Genomic DNA, 16,986 nt, shown 5'->3' on the forward strand with positions numbered 1-16,986 from the left:
GGCGCGAAGCCGGGTGCCGCCTGCGGCTCCGGGGCCGCGGGCTCCTCCTCGGCGACCTCTCCGCCGAAGTTCCTGATCAGCGCGTCGAGTCCGCCGTCGAAGCCCTGCCCGACGGCGGCGAAGCGCCACACGTCCTTCAGGTAGAAGTCGCCCAGCATCAGGGCGCGCTCGGTGGAGAACTCCGCACCGGAGAAGGAGTACCGGGCCACTTCCTCGCCGCCGGCCACGATCCGGATGTACCCGGAGGCGATCTGCGACATCTGCCCGGCGCCGTCGATCGCCGCGGTGAACGACAGCTTCTGGATCTGCGGCGGAATGCGGTCCAGCGTGACGCGGAACGACTCGTTGTCGCCGGCCTGGGCGCCCAGCAGCTGCAGCGACTCCTCCGGGGACTTCGGCTGGTTGAAGAAGATGAAGAAACGGTCGTCCGAGAGCCGCTCGCTCGCGTCGAGGCCGAAGCAGCTGATGTCGAAGCTCACCCCGGGGGCAGCGATGTGCACGCCTACGTACAGATCGGTACCCGCGGTGAGGTCACTGATCTTGGCCTTGTGGCCGCGTTGGAATTCCCTGGCCATACGTAACGACCGTCCCCCATCCCGAATGTGAATGCGTCGCGCCAGGCTAACCGCTCGGTCCGACAACGAACCAAGTCGGTACAGACCCGGTACACAACGCGCGCACCAGGCGCCCTCTCATTCCTCCCGGGCGGCCGGCAGGTGCGGCAGCCGGTCCGCCGCGACCACCCCTTCGAGGTAGCCGCGAGCCCGCTCAGTACGCGGATACGCCTCGAGCAGGCGCCAGAAGCGCGGCCCGTGACCGGGCACGAGAAGGTGCGCGAGTTCATGGAGCAGGACGTAGTCCACCACGTACTCGGGCATGCCCTGCAGCCGGTGCGAGAGCCGGATGCTGCCCTCCGACGGTGTGCACGAGCCCCACCGGGTGTTCTGGTTCGTAACCCAGCGAACGGACGTGGGTCGCGCCCGGCCGTCGAAGAACTGCTCGGACAACCGCTGGGCCCGCTCGGCGAGTTCGCTGTCGCCGAGGACGCGTTTGCTTTCCTGTGCCGCCAGCTTGTCCAGCATGACGCTCACCCAGCGCTGCTCCTCCGCCTCGGACATGCGGGCCGGGATGAGGACGACGGTGCGGTCACCCTCCCGGTACGCCGAGACCGTTCTGCGGCGGCGGGCGCTCCTGCGCACCTCGACCGCGCTCGCCGCCGAGCCGGGTGACGGCGGGCTGGTCGCGCTGCGCTGTGGGCCTGTGGCGCGGTGCAGTGGGTCGGCGGGCACGCCTCGACGTTACCCGCTTGGCGTGGGGGAAGTCCCGCCTCCGGGACGGTTAGGTCCCGATCCACTCCCCGTGCGATCGATTAGTACGACAAGTATCCGCCGCCTGTGGACAACCCCGCGCACGCCTCCGAACGGCAGGGCATTCTGGCAGCGCGGACACGAAACGGGGGGCCGACATGCATCCGATCCTGAAGCCTGCGCTGCGCCGGGGCTGGCGCGATCTGAACACCGTCCAATTCGGGGCGACACGGGCGCACGCCCGCGTCCTCGGCCCGGTCGACACGGCGACGGGCAGCTTCCTCACGCTCCTCGACGGCACCCGCGGGCTGCCGCTGCTGCGCGAGGAAGGACAGCGCATGGGCCTGCCCGACGGCCATGTGGACCGGCTCCTGCACCGGCTGGCCCGGGCCGGGCTCCTCGACGACGCGACGGGCGGCGGCCCGGCGGCCGACGCCCTGCGTGGCCGCACGGAGGTCATGGACCGGCTGCGACCGGACCTCGCCGCCCTGTCGGCCATCACGCCGGAGCCGAGCCAGGGCATGCGCAAGCTGGCCGCGCGACGGGCCGCCCGTGTGCGTGTCCAAGGCACGGGCAGGGTGGGAGCGGTCGTCGCCTCGGTCCTGTCCGGCGCCGGTGTCGGTCAGGTCGAGGTGATGGACGGCGGCTGCGTCGAGCCGTGGGACGTCGCTCCGGGCGGGCTGCCTCCCGAGTCGGTCGGGCAGCGCAGGGACGCCGCCGCGAGAACGGCCGTGCGGCGCGCGGCACCCGGCCGCCCGCCTCGGCACCCCGAAGACAGGGGCGACGGCGAGCGCCCGCTGTCCCTGGTCGTCCTGGCCCCGCGCGACGGTCTGGACGTCTTCGCCCCCGATCCGGCCTCCGCCGAACCCCTGATCGCGGCCGGGACCCCGCATCTGTACGCGGGTGTGATGGAGGGCACAGGAGTCATCGGCCCGCTGGTCCTGCCCGGCGCGACCGCCTGCGCCGGGTGCCTCGCCGCGCACCGGGCGGACTCGGACGCGGCGTGGCCGCGCATGCTGGCCCAGTGGCGCTCGGGCCGTCGCCACCAGGTTCCGGCCTGCGACCTGGCTCTCGCGACCACGGTCGCCGGGCTTGCCGCGGCGCACGCCCTGGCCTTTCTGGACGGGGCGGAGCCGACGCTCGCGGATGCCCGGTGGGAGGTCCCGGCTCCCGGGCTGACGTGGCACCGGCGCCGCGAGCGGGCGCACGCCTCCTGCCCCTGTGGTGCGAGTGAGCAAGTTAAGGGGAGCACATCGCCGTGGATCGGGAGCCGCACGACACAATGGCCGGGTAACCGCCTGAGAGGGCGCGGCTGTCTGGGATTTGGAGGGGCGCATGTCTGATCTTCCCCGGAAGGCGGTAACTCGTACCGCCAAACTGGCCGCGCTGCCGCTCGGCTTCGCCGGCCGCGCGACCTGGGGGCTCGGGAAACGCATCGGCGGGAAGTCGGCGGAGATCGTCGGCCGTGAGCTGCAACAGCGCACGGCGGAGCAGCTGTTCAAGGTGCTCGGCGAGCTGAAGGGCGGCGCCATGAAGTTCGGCCAGGCCCTCTCGGTGTTCGAGTCGGCCCTGCCGGAAGAGGTCGCCGGACCCTACCGCGCGGCGCTGACGAAGCTCCAGGAAGCGGCGCCCCCGATGCCGACCCGCACCGTGCACGCGGTGCTTGAGGAGCGGCTCGGCACGGACTGGCGCGAGCTGTTCCTGGAGTTCGAGGACAAGCCAGCGGCCGCCGCCTCGATCGGCCAGGTGCACCGGGCGGTGTGGGAGGACGGGCGTGACGTCGCGGTGAAGGTGCAGTATCCGGGCGCGGGCGAGGCGCTGCTCTCGGACCTGAATCAACTGAGCCGCTTCGCCCGGGTCCTCGGGCCGCTGATCCCGGGCATGGACATCAAGCCGCTCATCGCCGAGCTGCGCGACCGCGTCTCCGAGGAGCTGGACTACGCCCTGGAGGCGGGGGCCCAGCGCGCCCACGCCGAGGAGTTCGCGGACGACCCGGATGTCGTGGTGCCGGACGTGGTCCACCAGAGCGAGCAGATCCTGGTGACGGAGTGGATGGACGGGGTGCCGCTGTCGGAGGTGATCGCGGAGGGGACGCAGGAGCAGCGGGACCGTGCCGGACAGCTCCTGACCCGCTTCCTCTTCTCAGGCCCGGCCCGCACGGGCCTGCTGCACGCCGACCCCCATCCGGGCAACTTCCGCCTGCTCCCCGGCGACAAGGGCGAATGGCGCCTGGGCGTGCTGGACTTCGGCACGGTGGACCGGCTGCCCGGCGGGCTGCCCCCGACGATCGGCGACTCGCTGCGCCTGACCGTAGAGGGCGAGGCCGACGCGGTCTACGAGATGTTGTGCGAGGAGGGCTTCGTCAAGGAGACGGTCGACCTGGAGCCGGAGGCCGTCCTGGACTACCTGCTGCCGATCATCGAGCCCGCCGTGGCCGACGAGTTCACCTTCACCCGCGGCTGGATGCGCAGCCAGGCGGCGCGCGTGGCCGACCCCCGCTCCCCTGCCTACCAGTTGGGCAAGCGCCTGAATCTCCCGCCGTCGTATCTCCTGATACACCGCGTCACTCTGAGCACCATCGGCGTCCTGTGCCAGCTGGGCGCGACGGTCCGTATGCGCGAGGAACTGGAGGAGTGGCTGCCGGGGTTCGTTGCGGAGGACATCGAGGACGAGGGCGGCCCGGAGGCGGACGGCTTGGCGGAGGACGGCCTGGAGGAGGCGGCGGCCGAGGCATGAGGATGCGGGCCGGTCGGCTCACGGGTGGGGCCGGTCACCACCAGGAGGAGTCGAGGCGGCCTTCGATCGCTCGGATGTTGTCCCGGGCGCAGGCTTCGCAGAAGTAGTGCCGGACGCCGTTCTCGACGGAGCAGGTCCACGTCGGGGGCCGGCCTTCGGCGACCGTGCCGCAGCGGGAGCACACGAGGCTCTTGGCGTCCGCAGGTTCAGGAGGCTGCTGGTCCACCCGGCGACCTTATCGCCGCCGCCGGAGGATCGGTGGGCACAACGCACCGCGGGGGCCGGTCCGTTCGGACCGGCCCCCGCGGGGTACTGCGGGTGAAGCCCGGTGGGAGCTTCGGTGAGGTGCGTGTGCCCTGTGTCTCGCGAGTGCCGCGTGACTACTGCATGACCGCCATGGCGAGCGCGCGCCGGGCACGCAGGGACGCGCGCTCGGCGCGGCGCTGCATGCGGCGGGCCGCGATCAGGCGGGCGGCCGGACGGTGCTCGTCGGCCTCACGCATGCGTTCGTGCATATGCGCACGAGCCAGGGCTTCTGGGATGAGTTGCATTTCGCGGGTCCTGTTCTGGCGCGAGCCGGTCGCGCCGGTGGTGGTGAAGAAGTCTGGGGTCGCGGAGCCGCTGGGCTCGCTGGTGGGTGCCTTCATCGGGGCCTGCTTCTTGGGGTCGTGCGTCAGGGGGCGATCGATCGTGCCGGCGGTGCTCATGCCACTACCGGGTTCTTCCGCGGGCGGCCACGCGGCCGCTTGCGGGCCACGACCACGCCCTGGACGAACAGTTCGCCGCCCCAGACGCCCCACGGCTCGCGCCGCTCCTTGGCGCCGGCCAGGCATGCCTCCATCAGCGGGCAGGTACGGCAGAGGGACTTGGCGTACTCGACGTCCGCCGGCGACTCGGCGAAGAAGACCTCCGGGTCGTAGGCGCGGCAGGGGACGGGTACACCCAGGTTCTCGATGGCGTCGTCGAGCGCGGTGAGCGCGGTCAGGGGAGTCAAGGTCGGGTCCTCCGTGGGAACGGGCGGGGGGAGCGTGTCTGAAGGCGGTACGGACGGGGCGTGCGCTTCGAGTTGCACGGTGGTGTCTTCCTCGTCTGGTCGTTCCGGCCTGGTCGGCCGGCTGGCGGCTGGTACCGGGTCTTGCTCGGCCCCTTCGCTCCGTCTCCCCGTTTTGGGGAAAACAGAAGGGCCGCGGATCCCGGGTGGGGTTCCGCGGCCCTGAAGGCGCCGGCCTGATCGAAGATCAGGCTGGATCACTCCAGGGTTCGAGCCCACGGAAGGCCCACATCGTGTGGTGCTGCGTCGTCTGCTTCCGGAATCCGGCACCGGCTGCCGCGAGGGCATAGGTCTGTGCCTGTGCCGTCACTACCGCTTCCGGTGCCTTGGTCGGTCGCTCATTGCCCTCACGGATCTCAAGACCCGAGAGAGGCAGGGAGGGGGCGGCCGGACGCACGGCGGCATTGCCGACGGACAGACCGGTGCCCAGGTTCGAGAAGCCGAGCAGGCAGGAAGCGACGACCGAGCGATCGGTCATTTTGGCGGTGCTGACGAAGCTCTTCTTGATGCTGATCACTGGAATTCGCCTCCTCTCGGCGTCTAGGGGACCGGCCGGAACCGATCCTGCGGACTGACAAGTACAGCACGGGACCAGGGCTTCGGTGAAGCCGCCGTTCCCGTGCTTAAGAACCTATGGGGATTGCTGGCGCATGCGCAAACTATTTTTTCGACGAGTTTGAATCAGTTCGCCTCATCGACTGCCTCAAGCTCCTGACCTGCACAGATGGCGAGGACGTCGGCGCCGAATCGGTTGAGCTTACGCATGCCGACCCCGGGGATGCGGGCCAGATCGCCCTCTTCCTCCGGCGCCGCCTCGGCGATGGCGATCAAGGTCTTGTCCGTGAAGACGCAGAACGCGGGCTGGCCGAGGCGCTGCGCCTGACCTGCGCGCCAGTCCCGCAGCCGTTCGTAGAGCCCTTCGTCCATGTCCGACGGGCAGTCCTCGCAGCGCATGAGCTTCATCTCACCGGCCTCGGTGAGGGTGCGGCCGCAGACGCGGCAGCGGGCCGGGCTGCGGCTGCCGCGGCGCCGGCTCCGGGGGGCGCCGGGCTCGCTGCCGCCGCCGGTGCCCCGCTCGATGCCGCCGGGCCCGCCCGCCGCGCGCGTCCCGGAGGCCGTGCCCGAGCCGGGGCGCAGGCCGTCCAGGAACCGGCTGGGGCGACGGTTGGGGCGGCCGCCCGGGGACCGGGACAGGGCCCAGGACAAGGACAGGTGGACGCGGGCGCGGGTCACGCCCACATAGAGGAGCCTGCGCTCCTCCTCGACCTGTTCGTCGGTCTTGGCGTAGGTGATCGGCATCATGCCCTCGGCCAGGCCGACCAGGAAGACGGCGTCCCACTCCAGGCCCTTCGCGGCATGGAGGGAGGCGAGGGTGACGCCCTGGACGGTGGGCGCGTGCTGGACGGCGGCGCGCTCGTCCAGCTCGGCCACCAGGTCGGCGAGCGTGGCCTCGGGCCTGGCGCCGGCGAAGTCCTCGGCGAGGCGCACCAGGGCGGCCAGCGACTCCCAGCGGTCGCGCACCGCCCCGGAGCCCGCGGGGGGCTGAGTTGTCCAGCCCTTCGTGGACAGCACGGCCCGCACCTGCGAGGGCAGGTCGACCACGTCGTCCAGGAGGGCGTCGTTGCCGCCGAAGCGGGCGGCGCCGCGCAGGGCGGCGCCGGCCTCGCGGACCTCGGTGCGCTCGAAGAAGCGCTCGGCGCCGCGCAGCTGGTAGGGGACGCCCACGTCGGCGAGGGCCTGTTCGTAGATCTCCGACTGCGAGTTCGTGCGGAACAGGACGGCGATCTCGCCGGCGGGGACGCCGTCGGCCAGCAGGGCGCGGATGCGGCGGGCCGCGCCTTCGGCCTCGGCGGGCTCGTCCGCGTACTCCGTGTAGACGGGGTCGGTGCCGCGGTCGCGCTGGGAGATCAATTCGAGGCGGTGGTCGGCGGCGCGGCCGCTGGCCTGGGCGAGCAGGCCGTTGGCGAGGTGGACGACCTGGGGGGTGGAGCGGTAGTCCCGGACGAGCTTGACGACCGTCGCGCCCGGGTGGCGGGTGCGGAAGTTCAGCAGGTGGTCGGGGGTGGCGCCGGTGAAGGAGTAGATGGTCTGGCTGGCGTCGCCGACGACGCACAGGGTGTCGCGCTCCCCCAGCCAGAGCTCCAGGAGGCGCTGCTGGAGGGGGCTCACGTCCTGATACTCGTCGACCACGAAGTGCTGGTACTGGGAGCGGACCTGGTCGGCGATGTCGTGGCGGTCCTGGAGGATGCCGACGGCCAGGAGCAGGACGTCCTCGAAGTCGATGACGGTGCGGTCGCGCTTGATGTCCTCGTACGCCGCATACAGCTGGGAGATCTCGGCGGCGGCGCGGGGGGTGTCGCGGCCCGTCTTGGCGGCCGCCGCGGCGTAGTCCGCGGGGACGGTCTGGGTGACCTTGGACCACTCGATCTCGCCGGTGACGTCCCGCAGCTCGTTGCGGTCGAGGCGGATGCGGCAGGCCGCCGCGGCCTCGGCGACGAGCTGGACCTTGCGCTCGACGAGGCGCGGCAGGGGGCCGCCGACGGCCTTCGGCCAGAAGTACTGGAGCTGGCGCAGGGCGGCGGAGTGGAACGTGCGCGCCTGGACGCCGGTGGCGCCGAGCTGGCGCAGGCGGCCGCGCATCTCGCCGGCCGCGCGGTTGGTGAACGTGACGGCGAGCACGCTGGTGGGCTGGAGGATCCCGGCGCGCACCCCATAGGCGATGCGGTGGGTGATGGCGCGGGTCTTGCCCGTCCCGGCGCCCGCGAGCACGCACACCGGCCCGTGCAGGGCGGTGGCGACCTCGCGCTGCTCCGGGTCGAGCCCGTCGAGCACCGCGTCGGCCCCGCTCGGCGGAGCCGAGCACTGTGAGCCGCCGGAGTCCCGCGGGAAGAGGGTGGAGTGCGTTGCTGCTGTCACCCCGCCATGCTGCCAGGTCCCGAGGGGCCGGTGAGCCGGTTGTCCACAGGGAGGCGCTCGCAGTCGTACTAATGCGGGAATGGTGACCGGGTCACGTACGTTCGAGACAGTGCGACGACGCACCCGAAGTGCGATGACGCAACCCGAGCCTTAAGGAGCGCGAGAGACATGCCGGGCACTGTGACGATGTACAGCACCACGTGGTGCGGCTACTGCCGCAGGCTGAAGAGCCAGATGGACCGCGAGGGCATCGCGTACAACGAGATCAACATCGAGCACGACCCGGACTCCGCGGCCTTCGTGGAGAAGGCGAACGGCGGCAACCAGACGGTTCCCACCGTTCTCTTCCCCGACGGTTCGACGCTGACCAACCCCTCGCTGGCCCAGGTGAAGCAGAAGCTGGCCGCCTGACCGGCTAGCCGACCGTTCCGGGCTTCGGCAGGGGCTTGCCGTACCAGAGCTCGATCAAACGGGCCGCAATCGAGATGCCGTAGGGAGGCAGGACCTCCCCGGACTCGAAGGCGGCCCGCAGGTCGTCGCGGGAGAACCAGCGCGCCTCGTGGATCTCCTCGCCGTCGACGTCGATCTCCGAAGACGTCGCCTGGGCCATGAAGCCCAGCATCAGGCTGGAGGGGAACGGCCAGGGCTGGCTCGCGACGTACTCGACGTCGCCGACCGTGACGCCCGCCTCCTCGAAGACCTCGCGGCGCACGGACTGCTCGATCGACTCGCCCGGCTCCACGAAGCCCGCGAGCGTCGAGAAGCGGCCTTCGGGCCAGTGGACCTGGCGGCCGAGGAGCGCGCGGTCCTGGTCGTCCGTCACCAGCATGATCACGGCCGGGTCGGTGCGCGGGTAGTGCTCGGCGCCGCATGCCTGGCAGCGGCGGATGTGGCCCGCGGCCGCGATGACGGTGCGCTCGCCGCAGCGCGAGCAGAAGCGGTGCATCCGCTGCCAGTTCTCCAGGGCCACGGCGTGCACCATCAGGCCCGCGTCGCGCGGGGACAGCAGCAGGCCCGCCTCGCGCAGACCTGCCGCGCGCGCGGACGCGTCCATGCGGCCGGGCAGCGCGTCCTTCTGCAGCGCGAAGTAGCTCACGCCGTCCTCGTCGGTCCCCAGGAAGTAGCGGTGGGCCTCGGTGAGGGGCGCCTCGAACGACGGGGTCATCACGAGTTCGGTGCGGCCGTCGGAGGTCTCGTCGATGAGCACCTGGCCGCCGGACACCACGAAGACGCGTGTCGACGGGTGGCTCCACGCGGCGGCGAGCCATGCCTCGTCGAGACGGTGATGTGCCGCGCGGTCGATGCCGCTCGGCGCGGTGAGCGAGATCGGACGGTCAGCGGCGCGGTCGGTCCAGGTGGTCACTGGTGCTTCCAACTCCCCCGGTGGAATGGGTGGTTCAGCAAGCGGATCGTGCGGATCTGTTCAGTGTGCATCGCGAGGGGCTGCGCGGTTCGCCGGCTCAGGGGGCGCCGCGCCAGTGCTCCGCGAGGTCGCCCCACAGGTAGGCGCTGGTTTCGACGCCCTTGAGGAGCAGGTCGAGCTCGATCTTCTCGTTCGGCGCGTGCCAGCCGTCCGAGGGAATGGAGATGCCGAGGAAGAGCACCGGTGCCTCCAGGACGTCCTGGAGGTCGGCGGCCGGTCCGGAGCCGCCCTCGCGCGTGAAGCGGATGTCCTGCTCGAAGGCGCGGCCCATGGCGCGGGCGACGGACTGCAGGGCCGGGTGGTCCAGCGGCGTCAGACAGGGGCGCGTCGCGCCGCTGAAGGCGATCGTGTGCCGGATCCCGGCGGGCAGCTGATCGGCCACCCACGCGGTGACGGCCTTCTCTACGTGCTCCGGATCCTGGCCCGCGACCAGCCGGAACGACAGCTTCAGGAACGCGCTCGACGGGACGATCGTCTTGCCGCCGGGGCCCTGATAGCCGCCGCCGATGCCGTTGACCTCGGCGGTCGGGCGGGCCCAGAGGCGCTCCAGGGTGGTGTGTCCGGCCTCTCCGTAGGGCGCGTGCGACTTCGCCGTACGCAGCCACTCGGCCTCGTCGAAGGGCAGCTCGGCGAAGAGCTCGCGCTCGCGGTCGGTGAGCTCGACGATGCCTTCGTAGAAGCCCGGTACCGCTACGCGCGCATGCTCGTCGTGCAGCGCGGCGACCAGCCGGGCGGCGGCCGTCGCCGGGTTGGGCACGGCGCCGCCGAAGGAGCCGGAGTGGATGTCCTGGTCCGGGCCGTGCAGCTCGATCTCGCACTCGACGAGGCCGCGCATGCCCGTGCACACCGTGGGGGTGTCCCTGGACCACATGCCGGTGTCGGAGACGATCACCGCGTCGGCGGCGATGCGCTCGCGGCGCTCCTCGACCAGGGTGCGGAAGTTCGGGGAGCCGGACTCCTCCTCGCCCTCGATGAGCAGCTTCAGGTTCACGGCGGGCGCGCCGCGGCCGGTGGCGGCGAGGTGGGCGCGGACGCCGAGCGTGTGGAAGAAGACCTGGCCCTTGTCGTCGGCGGCCCCGCGCGCGTAGAGCCGGTTGTCGCGGACGACCGGCTCGAAGGGGTCGGTGTCCCAGCCGTCCTCGAGGGCGGCGGGCTGCACGTCGTGGTGGCCGTAGACGAGGACGGTGGGCGCGTTCGGGTCGCCGGAGAGCCACTCGGCGAAGACGGCGGGGGCGCCGGCCGTCTCCCACACCTCGGCCGTCGGGAAGCCGGTGGCCGTGAGCCGTGCGGCGAGCCAGTCGGCGCTGCGGCGCACGTCGGCGGCGTGGTCGGGCTGCACCGACACGGAGGGGATGCGCAGCCACTCGGCGAGGTCGTCGAGGAAGGCGGCACGGTGGTCGTCGATGTACGCGCGCACGGCGTCGACTGCGCCGGCAGCGCTGCTGGCGCTGACTGCACTGGCAGCGCTACGGACGGACTTGCTCATGGTCACGAGCCTATCGGCCCGCGCGAGCGGTCCGGTCGGGCGGCCGGTCGGTCCGCTGCCCGCCCGCCGCCTCGCGCCCCGCACCGCCCGCGTCGGCGGCGCCCGGGGCCTCCTGTCCGTCCTCTCCCAGCAGAATCCGCTCCAGTTCGGCCCGGCCCGGCAGGTCCGTGGGGCGGACGGTCTCGCCACTGCGTACGTAGAGGAAGGCGACCCGCACCGACTCCGGCGGGACGCCGTGCTGGTCGGCCCAGGCGAGGCGGTAGACGGCGAGCTGGAGGGGGTCGGCGTTCTGGGTGCGGCCGGTCTTCCAGTCGACGATTTCGTACGTGGTGTCGTCGCCGTCGCCGTTCTTGTAGACGGCGTCCATGCGGCCGCGGATGACGCGGCCCGCGATGGCGAGCTGGAAGGGGGCCTCGACGCGGTAGGGCGTGCGGTGGGCGTACTCGGTGCGCTCGAAGGCTTCCTTGAGGGCTTCCAGGTCGCGTTCGTCGGCGATCTCCGCCTCGCCCGGGCCGCCGCCCGGCAGCTCGTCCGGGCCGAGCATGGGCAGCCGCAGCTCTTCGAAGCGCGCCTCGACCCAGGCGTGGAAGCGGGTGCCGCGGCGGGCAGCGGGCTGCGGCGGCTGGGGCATGGGCCGCGCCAGCTCCTGCGCGAGCCCGTCGGGGTCGCCGGCCAGGCGCAGCACCTGGGAGGCGGTGAGCGTGGCCGGCAGCGGGACGTCGCGGACGCTCTCGCGGGCGCGCAGCAGCTCGCCGGTGAGGGCGTCCAGGTCGCGGTCCCAGGAGGCGAGGGTGCGGGTCTCCTCCGGGGTGAGGTGGGCTCTGGTGTGCGGCACGCGCGCGTGCGGCGCCGGGCGTTCCCGGGTCCAGGAGTCCCACGCCGTGGGGTCGGCGCCTTCCGAGGGCCGGGCGTCTTCGTGGACGTCGTCTACGTAACAGCCGTCTTCGTAGGTGTCCCCTTCGTAGGCGCCGTCTCCGTAGGCACCCTCTTCGGCGAGGGCCTCGTCGTCCGGGGGTGGTGGCCAGTCCGGGTCCGCCGCGTACTCCGGGGGTTCGGGGGCGTACGCGGGGGCGGGGGCGCCCGCGGCGGGGTGGGCCTCTTCGTGGGAGCGGGCGTCGTCCGCCGCCAGGCGGTCCAGGTGGGCGAGGACGGTGTCGGCGGCGGCGCGGCGGCGGGCCAGGGACGCGGCGTCGAGCGGGAGCGGCCAGACCTGGTCGGCCGTCTTCTCGTGCAGCGCCGGGTTCTCCTCGTCCTCCGCGGGCTCGTCCGCCCATGCCTCGATCTCGCCGTGGCCGGCCGCGCAGTGGTCGTACAGCGCCCGCAGGAAGTCGGACGGGCCGCGCGGCTTCTTCTGGGTGGGGCCCCACCAGTGGCCCGAGCCGAGCAGGAGGCTGCGGGGGCGGGTGAACGTGACGTACCCGAGGCGGAGTTCCTCGGTGTGCTGGTGGTCCTTCATGTCCGCGTGGAAAGCCTTCATGCCCTTGGCGTCCCACGCGTCGATGTCGGGCAGGGTGTCGGCGTCGCCGCGCAGGGCGTGCGGGACGACCTTGGCCTGGGCCGTCCACTTCTCGCGGCCCTGGGCACTCGGGAAGGTGCCGGTGACCAGGCCGGGCACGGCGACGACGTCCCACTCCAGGCCCTTGGACTTGTGGGCCGTGAGCACCTTGACGGTGTTCTCGCCGCCGGGCAGGGCGTTGTCGAGGCCCTTCTCGTACTGCGCGGCGGTGCGCAGGAAGCCGAGGAAGGCGAGCAGCGAGGCCGAGGGGTCGTTGGCGGCGAAGGAGGCGGCGACGTCCAGGAAGTTCGACAGGGTCTCGCGGCGGCGGGCGGCGAGGGCGTGCGGGGACGCGGAGAGCTCGACCTCCAGGCCGGTGACGGCGAGCACGCGGTGCAGGACGTCCATCAGCGGGTCGGCCAGCGAGCGCCGCAGGTCGCGCAGTTCGGTGGCGAGGCGCGCGAAGCGGACCCGCGCCTCCGCGGAGAACGGCAGCCCGTCGTCTCCGTCCCCGGAGGCGTCGGCGGGCGCCTCCAGGAACGTGTCGAGCGCGTCCGCGAGCGATATCACCTCGGACGGGTCGACGCCCTCGACGGCCTCGGCGAGCCGCCGGTCGGGGTCCTCGGGCGCGCTGTGCCCGTGCCGCACGAGGAGGCGGGCGCGGCGGCCCAGGAGGGCGAGGTCGCGCGGGCCGACGCGCCAGCGCGGACCGGTCAGCAGGCGCACCAGGGAGGCGTTGGCGCCCGGGTCCTGGAGGACTTCGCAGACGGCCACGAGGTCGGCGACCTCCGGCAGGTGCAGCAGGCCGGACAGGCCGACGACCTCGACGGGCACGTCGCGGGCGACGAGCGCGCCCTGGATCTCGGCGAAGTCCGTGGCCGTGCGGCACAGGACGGCGATCTCGCCGGGGGCCTTGCCGGTGGCCACGAGGTGGGCGATGGAGTCGGCGATCCAGGCGATCTCCTCGCCGTGCGTGCGCAGCAGCGCGCAGCGCACGCTGCCGTCGCGCTCGGCGCCCGGGGCGGGCCGCAGGGCCTCCACGCCCGCGTGCAGGGCGCGCAGGGGCTCGGCGAGGCCGTTGGCGAGGTCCAGGAGGCGGCCGCCGCTGCGGCGGTTCTCGCTGAGGGCGTGGCGCGTGGCGGGGCGGCCGTCGGCGCCCGCGAAGTGGTCCGGGAAGTCGTCGAGGTTGGCCACGGAGGCGCCGCGCCAGCCGTAGATGGCCTGGCAGGGGTCGCCGACGGCGGTCACAGGGTGGCCGGTGCCGCCGCCGAACAGGCCCGCGAGGAGGACGCGTTGGGCGACCGACGTGTCCTGGTACTCGTCGAGGAGGACGACGCGGAACTCCTCGCGCAGGACGGCGCCGACCTCCGCGCGGGTGCGGGCGAGGGTCGCGGAGTGGGCGATCTGGTCGCCGAAGTCGAGGAGGTCGCGGGCGCGCTTGGCGTCTCTGTACCGCTCGACGAGGCCGGTGAGCTCGGTGCGGGCGGCCGCCGTCTCGGGGACCTTGCGCAGGTCGGCGTTGGTGAGCTTGGCGCCCGCCAGGCTGCGCAGGAGTTCGGCGTCGTACGCCCGGAGCCTGCCGGGGGCCACGAGGTGCTCGGCGAGCTCGCTGTCGAGGGCAAGCAGGTCGCTGACGAGGTCCGGGAAGGAGCGGGTCAGCGCGGGATACGGGCCGGGGGCCTCGCGCAGCACGCGGGCGGCGAGCTGGAAGCGGGTGGCGTCGGCCAGGAGGCGGGCGGTCGGCTCCAGGCCGATGCGCAGGCCGTGGTCGGTGAGGAGGCGGCCCGCGAAGGCGTGGTACGTGGAGATGACCGGCTCGCCCGGCGGGTTGTCGGGGTCCGCCGCGTCCGGGTCGGTGACGCCCGCCTTGATCAGGGCCTTGCGGACCCGCTCGGCGAGCTCGCCCGCGGCCTTGTTCGTGAACGTCAGGCCGAGGACCTGCTCGGGCGCGACCTGGCCGGTGCCGACCAGCCACACCACGCGCGCGGCCATCACCGTCGTCTTCCCCGACCCGGCTCCGGCCACGATCACCTGCGGGGCGGGCGGCGCGGTGATGCAGGCCGTCTGCTCCGGGGTGAACGGGATGCCGAGGAGCTCTTTGAGCTGCTCGGGGTCGGTGAGGCGAGGAGACACGTCAGAGAGGCTAGCGGCGGCCACTGACAACCGGGGCGGGACGGGTTCGTCCGTCGCCGTCGCCCGCGTCCGTGGCCGCCGTCGCGGGAACGCGGCGGATCAGTTGAGGCCCGCCAGCTCCTTCTGGTCGACGACCTCGCCGGGCGCCGGGGCCTTGACGTCGACGGGCTCGCCGTAGCCGCTGAAGGTCGCCGTGCCCTTGTCGTCACCGTCGTTGGTGACCTTCAGGAAGTAGGGCTTGCCCTCCATGGCGACGTAGAAGGTGGTGGTCTCGTCGCCCTTCTTCTTGACGAGGACAGCGGCCTTCTTGCCGTCGACCTCGGCGTCCTTCTCACGCTTGAGACCCTTGAACTTCTTGCTCTGGAACATGTCGTCGCCGAGGGGGCAGGTGCTCTGCCCCTGGGAGGACGCCTTCACCCAACGCCCCTTGGCGCGCCCGGCGATCGTGGAGCCGACGGTCGCCTTCCAGTACTTCTCGTCGGCCTTCATGTACGAGGACTTGCCGACGGTCAGCATCTCGGAGTGGCCCTTCTTGGACGACTCGATCGTGGCCTTGCAGTCGCCGCCCTTGGCCACGGCGAACTCGCCGGCGGTTTGCTCGCCGCCTTCCTTGACTTCGCTCTTCATCGTGAAGGAGCCCGCGTTCCTGGAGGCGCTTGAAGCCTTCTTGGCGATCTTGTCGGCGCTCATGCCCTCGAAGGGGTCCTTGGCGCCGTCGTCGCTGCTGCAGCCCGTGATGCCGATGACGGCGGCGGCGCAGGCGGCTGCCGCTGCCAGGAGCTTCCGGTTGGCTGCCATGTGTGTTTCTCCTCGGAAAGACGTTCAGGTTCACCGAGACCATAGATGGCCTGTGAGAGTGCTATGGGCGCGGGTGAGTGGACGTGACGTTGGCCACCGGTGGTGGCGGTGCGGCGCGGGTCACTCCACGACCTGGCGGCCCTCCGGGCGGGCGCTGCACGACGCGCGGAACGCGCAGTGGGTGCAGTGCTGGCCCGTCGTGGGTGTGAAGCGTTCGTCGAGGACCTTGCCCGCGGCGGTGGCCAGGAGGCCGCCGATCCAGTCGCCCTCGCCTTCCGGGAGGGGCTCCTGGGCCTGGACCTTCGGCAGGGTGTCGCCGCCGTCCTTCTTGGCGGCGCCCTGGCGCAGCTGGACCAGTTCCGCGCCGCCCACGTCGGGACGTACGCCTTCGAAGACGTCGTCGGCCGCGCCCTCGCGCACCGCGAGCTGGTAGACCGCGAGTTGCGGATGGCGGGCGACGTCGGCGGCGGTCGGGGCCTGCTTGCCGGTCTTGAAGTCCACTACGTAGGCGCGGCCTTCGCCGTCCCGCTCGACGCGGTCCATGGAGCCGCGTACGCGTACTTCGTAGGGGCCCGCTTCGAGCGTCACGTCGAAGGCGTGCTCACTGGCGACCGGGGTGCGGCCCGAACCGACGTGCCACTGGAGGAAGCGTTCGAGCGCCACGCGCGCGTGCTCCTTCTCCTGGTCCGACTTCCAGGGGGCGTCGAAGGCGAGGGCGTCCCAGACGGAGTCGAGGCGCTCCATGAGGACGTCGAGGTCGGCGGGTGTGCGCCCGGAGGCGACCTCGTCGGCCAGCACGTGCACGACGTTGCCGAAGCCCTGGGCCGCGGTCGCGGGGGCGTCGGCCTTCACCTCACGGCCCAGGAACCACTGCAGGGCACAGGTGTTGGCGAGCTGGTCGAGTGCGCTCCCGGAGAGGGCCACCGGCTTGTCGCGGTCCCTCAGGGGCACCGCGCTCGCCGTCGGCTCGAACATGCCCCACCAGCGGTGCGGGTGCGCGGCCGGGACCAGCGGGCGGCCGTCGGCGTCGCCGAGCGCGGCCAGGCGGGCCAGCCGCCGGGCGGCGGCCTCGCGCAGGGCGTCCGAGGCGCCCGGGTCCACGGTGGTGGCGCGCAGCTCCGCGACGAGCGCGGCCACGGACAGCGGGCGGCGGGGGCGGCCGGTCACGTCCTTGGGCTCGACGCCGAGTTCGGTGAGGAAGCGTGAAGGCTGGTCGCCGTCGTCGGCGGGCGCCTTGACGGCGGTCACGACGAGGCGTTCTCGCGCGCGCGTGGCGGCGACGTAGAACAAGCGGCGCTCTTCGGAGAGGAGTGCTCCGGGGGTCAGCGGTTCGGCGATGCCGTCGCGTCCGATGCGGTCCGCTTCCAGGAGGGAGCCGCGGCGGCGCAGGTCGGGCCAGAGGCCCTCCTGGACACCGGCGACCACCACGAGCCGCCATTCGAGGCCCTTGGAGCGGTGTGCCGTCATGAGGCGTACGGCGTCGGGGCGCACGGCGCGGCGCGTGAGCGTGTCCGCGGCGATGTCCTGCGCCTCGATCTCGTCGAGGAAGTTGAGGGCTCCGCGGCCGCCGGTGCGCTCCTCGGCGCGGGCCGCGGTGGCGAACAGGGCGCAGACCGCGTCGAGGTCGGGTCCGCGTTGCGG

15 protein-coding genes are annotated in these 16,986 nt (G+C 72.5%); 3 read left to right on the forward strand and 12 right to left on the reverse strand.

What is annotated here, in order from left to right; all coding sequences use genetic code 11:
* Together STRAU_RS12175 and STRAU_RS12180 are read right to left on the reverse strand one after the other, a co-directional pair.
* The coding region (locus STRAU_RS12175; protein ID WP_037658886.1) for a TerD family protein at positions 1 to 575 on the reverse strand (575 nt) is incomplete at its 3' end.
* A 117-nt stretch (positions 576 to 692) separates the two neighbouring features.
* Positions 693 to 1,289: a M48 metallopeptidase family protein gene (locus STRAU_RS12180; protein ID WP_016640600.1), complete on the reverse strand. Its 597-nt coding sequence runs from the start codon at positions 1,287 to 1,289 to the stop codon at positions 693 to 695.
* 176 nt (positions 1,290 to 1,465) lie between these two features.
* On the opposite strand from STRAU_RS12180, the gene STRAU_RS12185 reads away from it, so the two are divergent.
* Both STRAU_RS12185 and STRAU_RS12190 read left to right on the forward strand, forming a co-directional pair.
* Positions 1,466 to 2,650 carry a ThiF family adenylyltransferase gene (locus tag STRAU_RS12185; RefSeq protein ID WP_016640601.1) on the forward strand — a complete coding sequence of 395 codons (1,185 nt, stop codon included), beginning with the start codon at positions 1,466 to 1,468 and terminating at the stop codon, positions 2,648 to 2,650.
* On the forward strand, positions 2,643 to 4,043 hold the full coding sequence (locus tag STRAU_RS12190) for an ABC1 kinase family protein (RefSeq protein WP_037658887.1): 1,401 nt from the start codon (positions 2,643 to 2,645) through the stop codon (positions 4,041 to 4,043). Before STRAU_RS12185 ends, STRAU_RS12190 begins: the two co-directional genes overlap by 8 nt.
* A 34-nt stretch (positions 4,044 to 4,077) precedes the next feature.
* Here the strand turns inward: STRAU_RS12190 and STRAU_RS12195 are convergent, their stop codons facing one another.
* The 5 genes from STRAU_RS12195 to STRAU_RS12215 form a co-directional block, all read right to left on the reverse strand.
* Positions 4,078 to 4,269: a hypothetical protein gene (locus STRAU_RS12195; RefSeq protein ID WP_016640603.1), complete on the reverse strand. Its 192-nt coding sequence runs from the start codon at positions 4,267 to 4,269 to the stop codon at positions 4,078 to 4,080.
* A 154-nt stretch (positions 4,270 to 4,423) separates the two neighbouring features.
* Complete coding sequence (locus STRAU_RS12200; protein ID WP_016640604.1) at positions 4,424 to 4,750, reverse strand: hypothetical protein; 327 nt, start codon at positions 4,748 to 4,750, stop codon at positions 4,424 to 4,426.
* A complete protein-coding gene (locus tag STRAU_RS12205) occupies positions 4,747 to 5,115 on the reverse strand; it encodes a WhiB family transcriptional regulator (protein WP_030560620.1) in 369 nt (122 codons plus the stop codon). Before STRAU_RS12205 ends, STRAU_RS12200 begins: the two co-directional genes overlap by 4 nt.
* Before the next feature lie 166 nt (positions 5,116 to 5,281).
* Positions 5,282 to 5,611 carry a hypothetical protein gene (locus STRAU_RS12210; RefSeq protein WP_016640606.1) on the reverse strand — a complete coding sequence of 110 codons (330 nt, stop codon included), beginning with the start codon at positions 5,609 to 5,611 and terminating at the stop codon, positions 5,282 to 5,284.
* A gap of 164 nt (positions 5,612 to 5,775) precedes the next feature.
* Positions 5,776 to 8,091 (reverse strand): ATP-dependent DNA helicase UvrD2, encoded by a 2,316-nt coding sequence (locus STRAU_RS12215; protein ID WP_078621158.1) that lies wholly within the window; start codon positions 8,089 to 8,091, stop codon positions 5,776 to 5,778.
* 87 nt (positions 8,092 to 8,178) lie between these two features.
* Between STRAU_RS12215 and STRAU_RS12220 the strand changes: the two genes are divergently transcribed.
* Complete coding sequence (locus tag STRAU_RS12220; protein ID WP_037658890.1) at positions 8,179 to 8,421, forward strand: mycoredoxin; 243 nt, start codon at positions 8,179 to 8,181, stop codon at positions 8,419 to 8,421.
* A 4-nt stretch (positions 8,422 to 8,425) separates the two neighbouring features.
* Here the strand turns inward: STRAU_RS12220 and nudC are convergent, their stop codons facing one another.
* The 5 genes from nudC to STRAU_RS12245 form a co-directional block, all read right to left on the reverse strand.
* Positions 8,426 to 9,373 (reverse strand): NAD(+) diphosphatase, encoded by a 948-nt coding sequence (nudC, locus tag STRAU_RS12225; RefSeq protein ID WP_016640609.1) that lies wholly within the window; start codon positions 9,371 to 9,373, stop codon positions 8,426 to 8,428.
* A 97-nt stretch (positions 9,374 to 9,470) separates the two neighbouring features.
* The gene (locus tag STRAU_RS12230) at positions 9,471 to 10,919 is read right to left on the reverse strand and encodes a dipeptidase (protein WP_052029057.1); all 1,449 of its coding nucleotides are present in this window, start codon (positions 10,917 to 10,919) and stop codon (positions 9,471 to 9,473) included.
* A gap of 10 nt (positions 10,920 to 10,929) precedes the next feature.
* Positions 10,930 to 14,547, reverse strand: coding sequence for an ATP-dependent DNA helicase (locus tag STRAU_RS12235; protein WP_016640611.1), 3,618 nt, complete (start codon positions 14,545 to 14,547; stop codon positions 10,930 to 10,932).
* 99 nt (positions 14,548 to 14,646) lie between these two features.
* Positions 14,647 to 15,345 (reverse strand): hypothetical protein, encoded by a 699-nt coding sequence (locus STRAU_RS38975; protein ID WP_016640612.1) that lies wholly within the window; start codon positions 15,343 to 15,345, stop codon positions 14,647 to 14,649.
* A gap of 120 nt (positions 15,346 to 15,465) precedes the next feature.
* Positions 15,466 to 16,986 (reverse strand): PD-(D/E)XK nuclease family protein (locus tag STRAU_RS12245; protein WP_037658892.1); only part of this gene is annotated, 1,521 nt, incomplete at its 5' end.

It is taken from the genome of Streptomyces aurantiacus JA 4570 (genome assembly GCF_000414115.1).
In the GTDB taxonomy this organism is placed as follows: Bacteria; Actinomycetota; Actinomycetes; order Streptomycetales; family Streptomycetaceae; genus Streptomyces; species Streptomyces aurantiacus_A.

Excerpts from the sequence above, each read along its gene's own strand:
- STRAU_RS12185 (WP_016640601.1), top strand. The coding sequence starts at position 1,466 with ATGCATCCGATCCTGAAGCCTGCGCTGCGCCGGGGCTGGCGCGATCTG.
- STRAU_RS12190 (WP_037658887.1), top strand. The coding sequence starts at position 2,643 with ATGTCTGATCTTCCCCGGAAGGCGGTAACTCGTACCGCCAAACTGGCC.
- STRAU_RS12200 (WP_016640604.1), bottom strand. The coding sequence starts at position 4,750 with ATGAGCACCGCCGGCACGATCGATCGCCCCCTGACGCACGACCCCAAG.
- STRAU_RS12220 (WP_037658890.1), top strand. The coding sequence starts at position 8,179 with ATGCCGGGCACTGTGACGATGTACAGCACCACGTGGTGCGGCTACTGC.
- STRAU_RS12230 (WP_052029057.1), bottom strand. The coding sequence starts at position 10,919 with ATGAGCAAGTCCGTCCGTAGCGCTGCCAGTGCAGTCAGCGCCAGCAGC.
- STRAU_RS38975 (WP_016640612.1), bottom strand. The coding sequence starts at position 15,345 with ATGGCAGCCAACCGGAAGCTCCTGGCAGCGGCAGCCGCCTGCGCCGCC.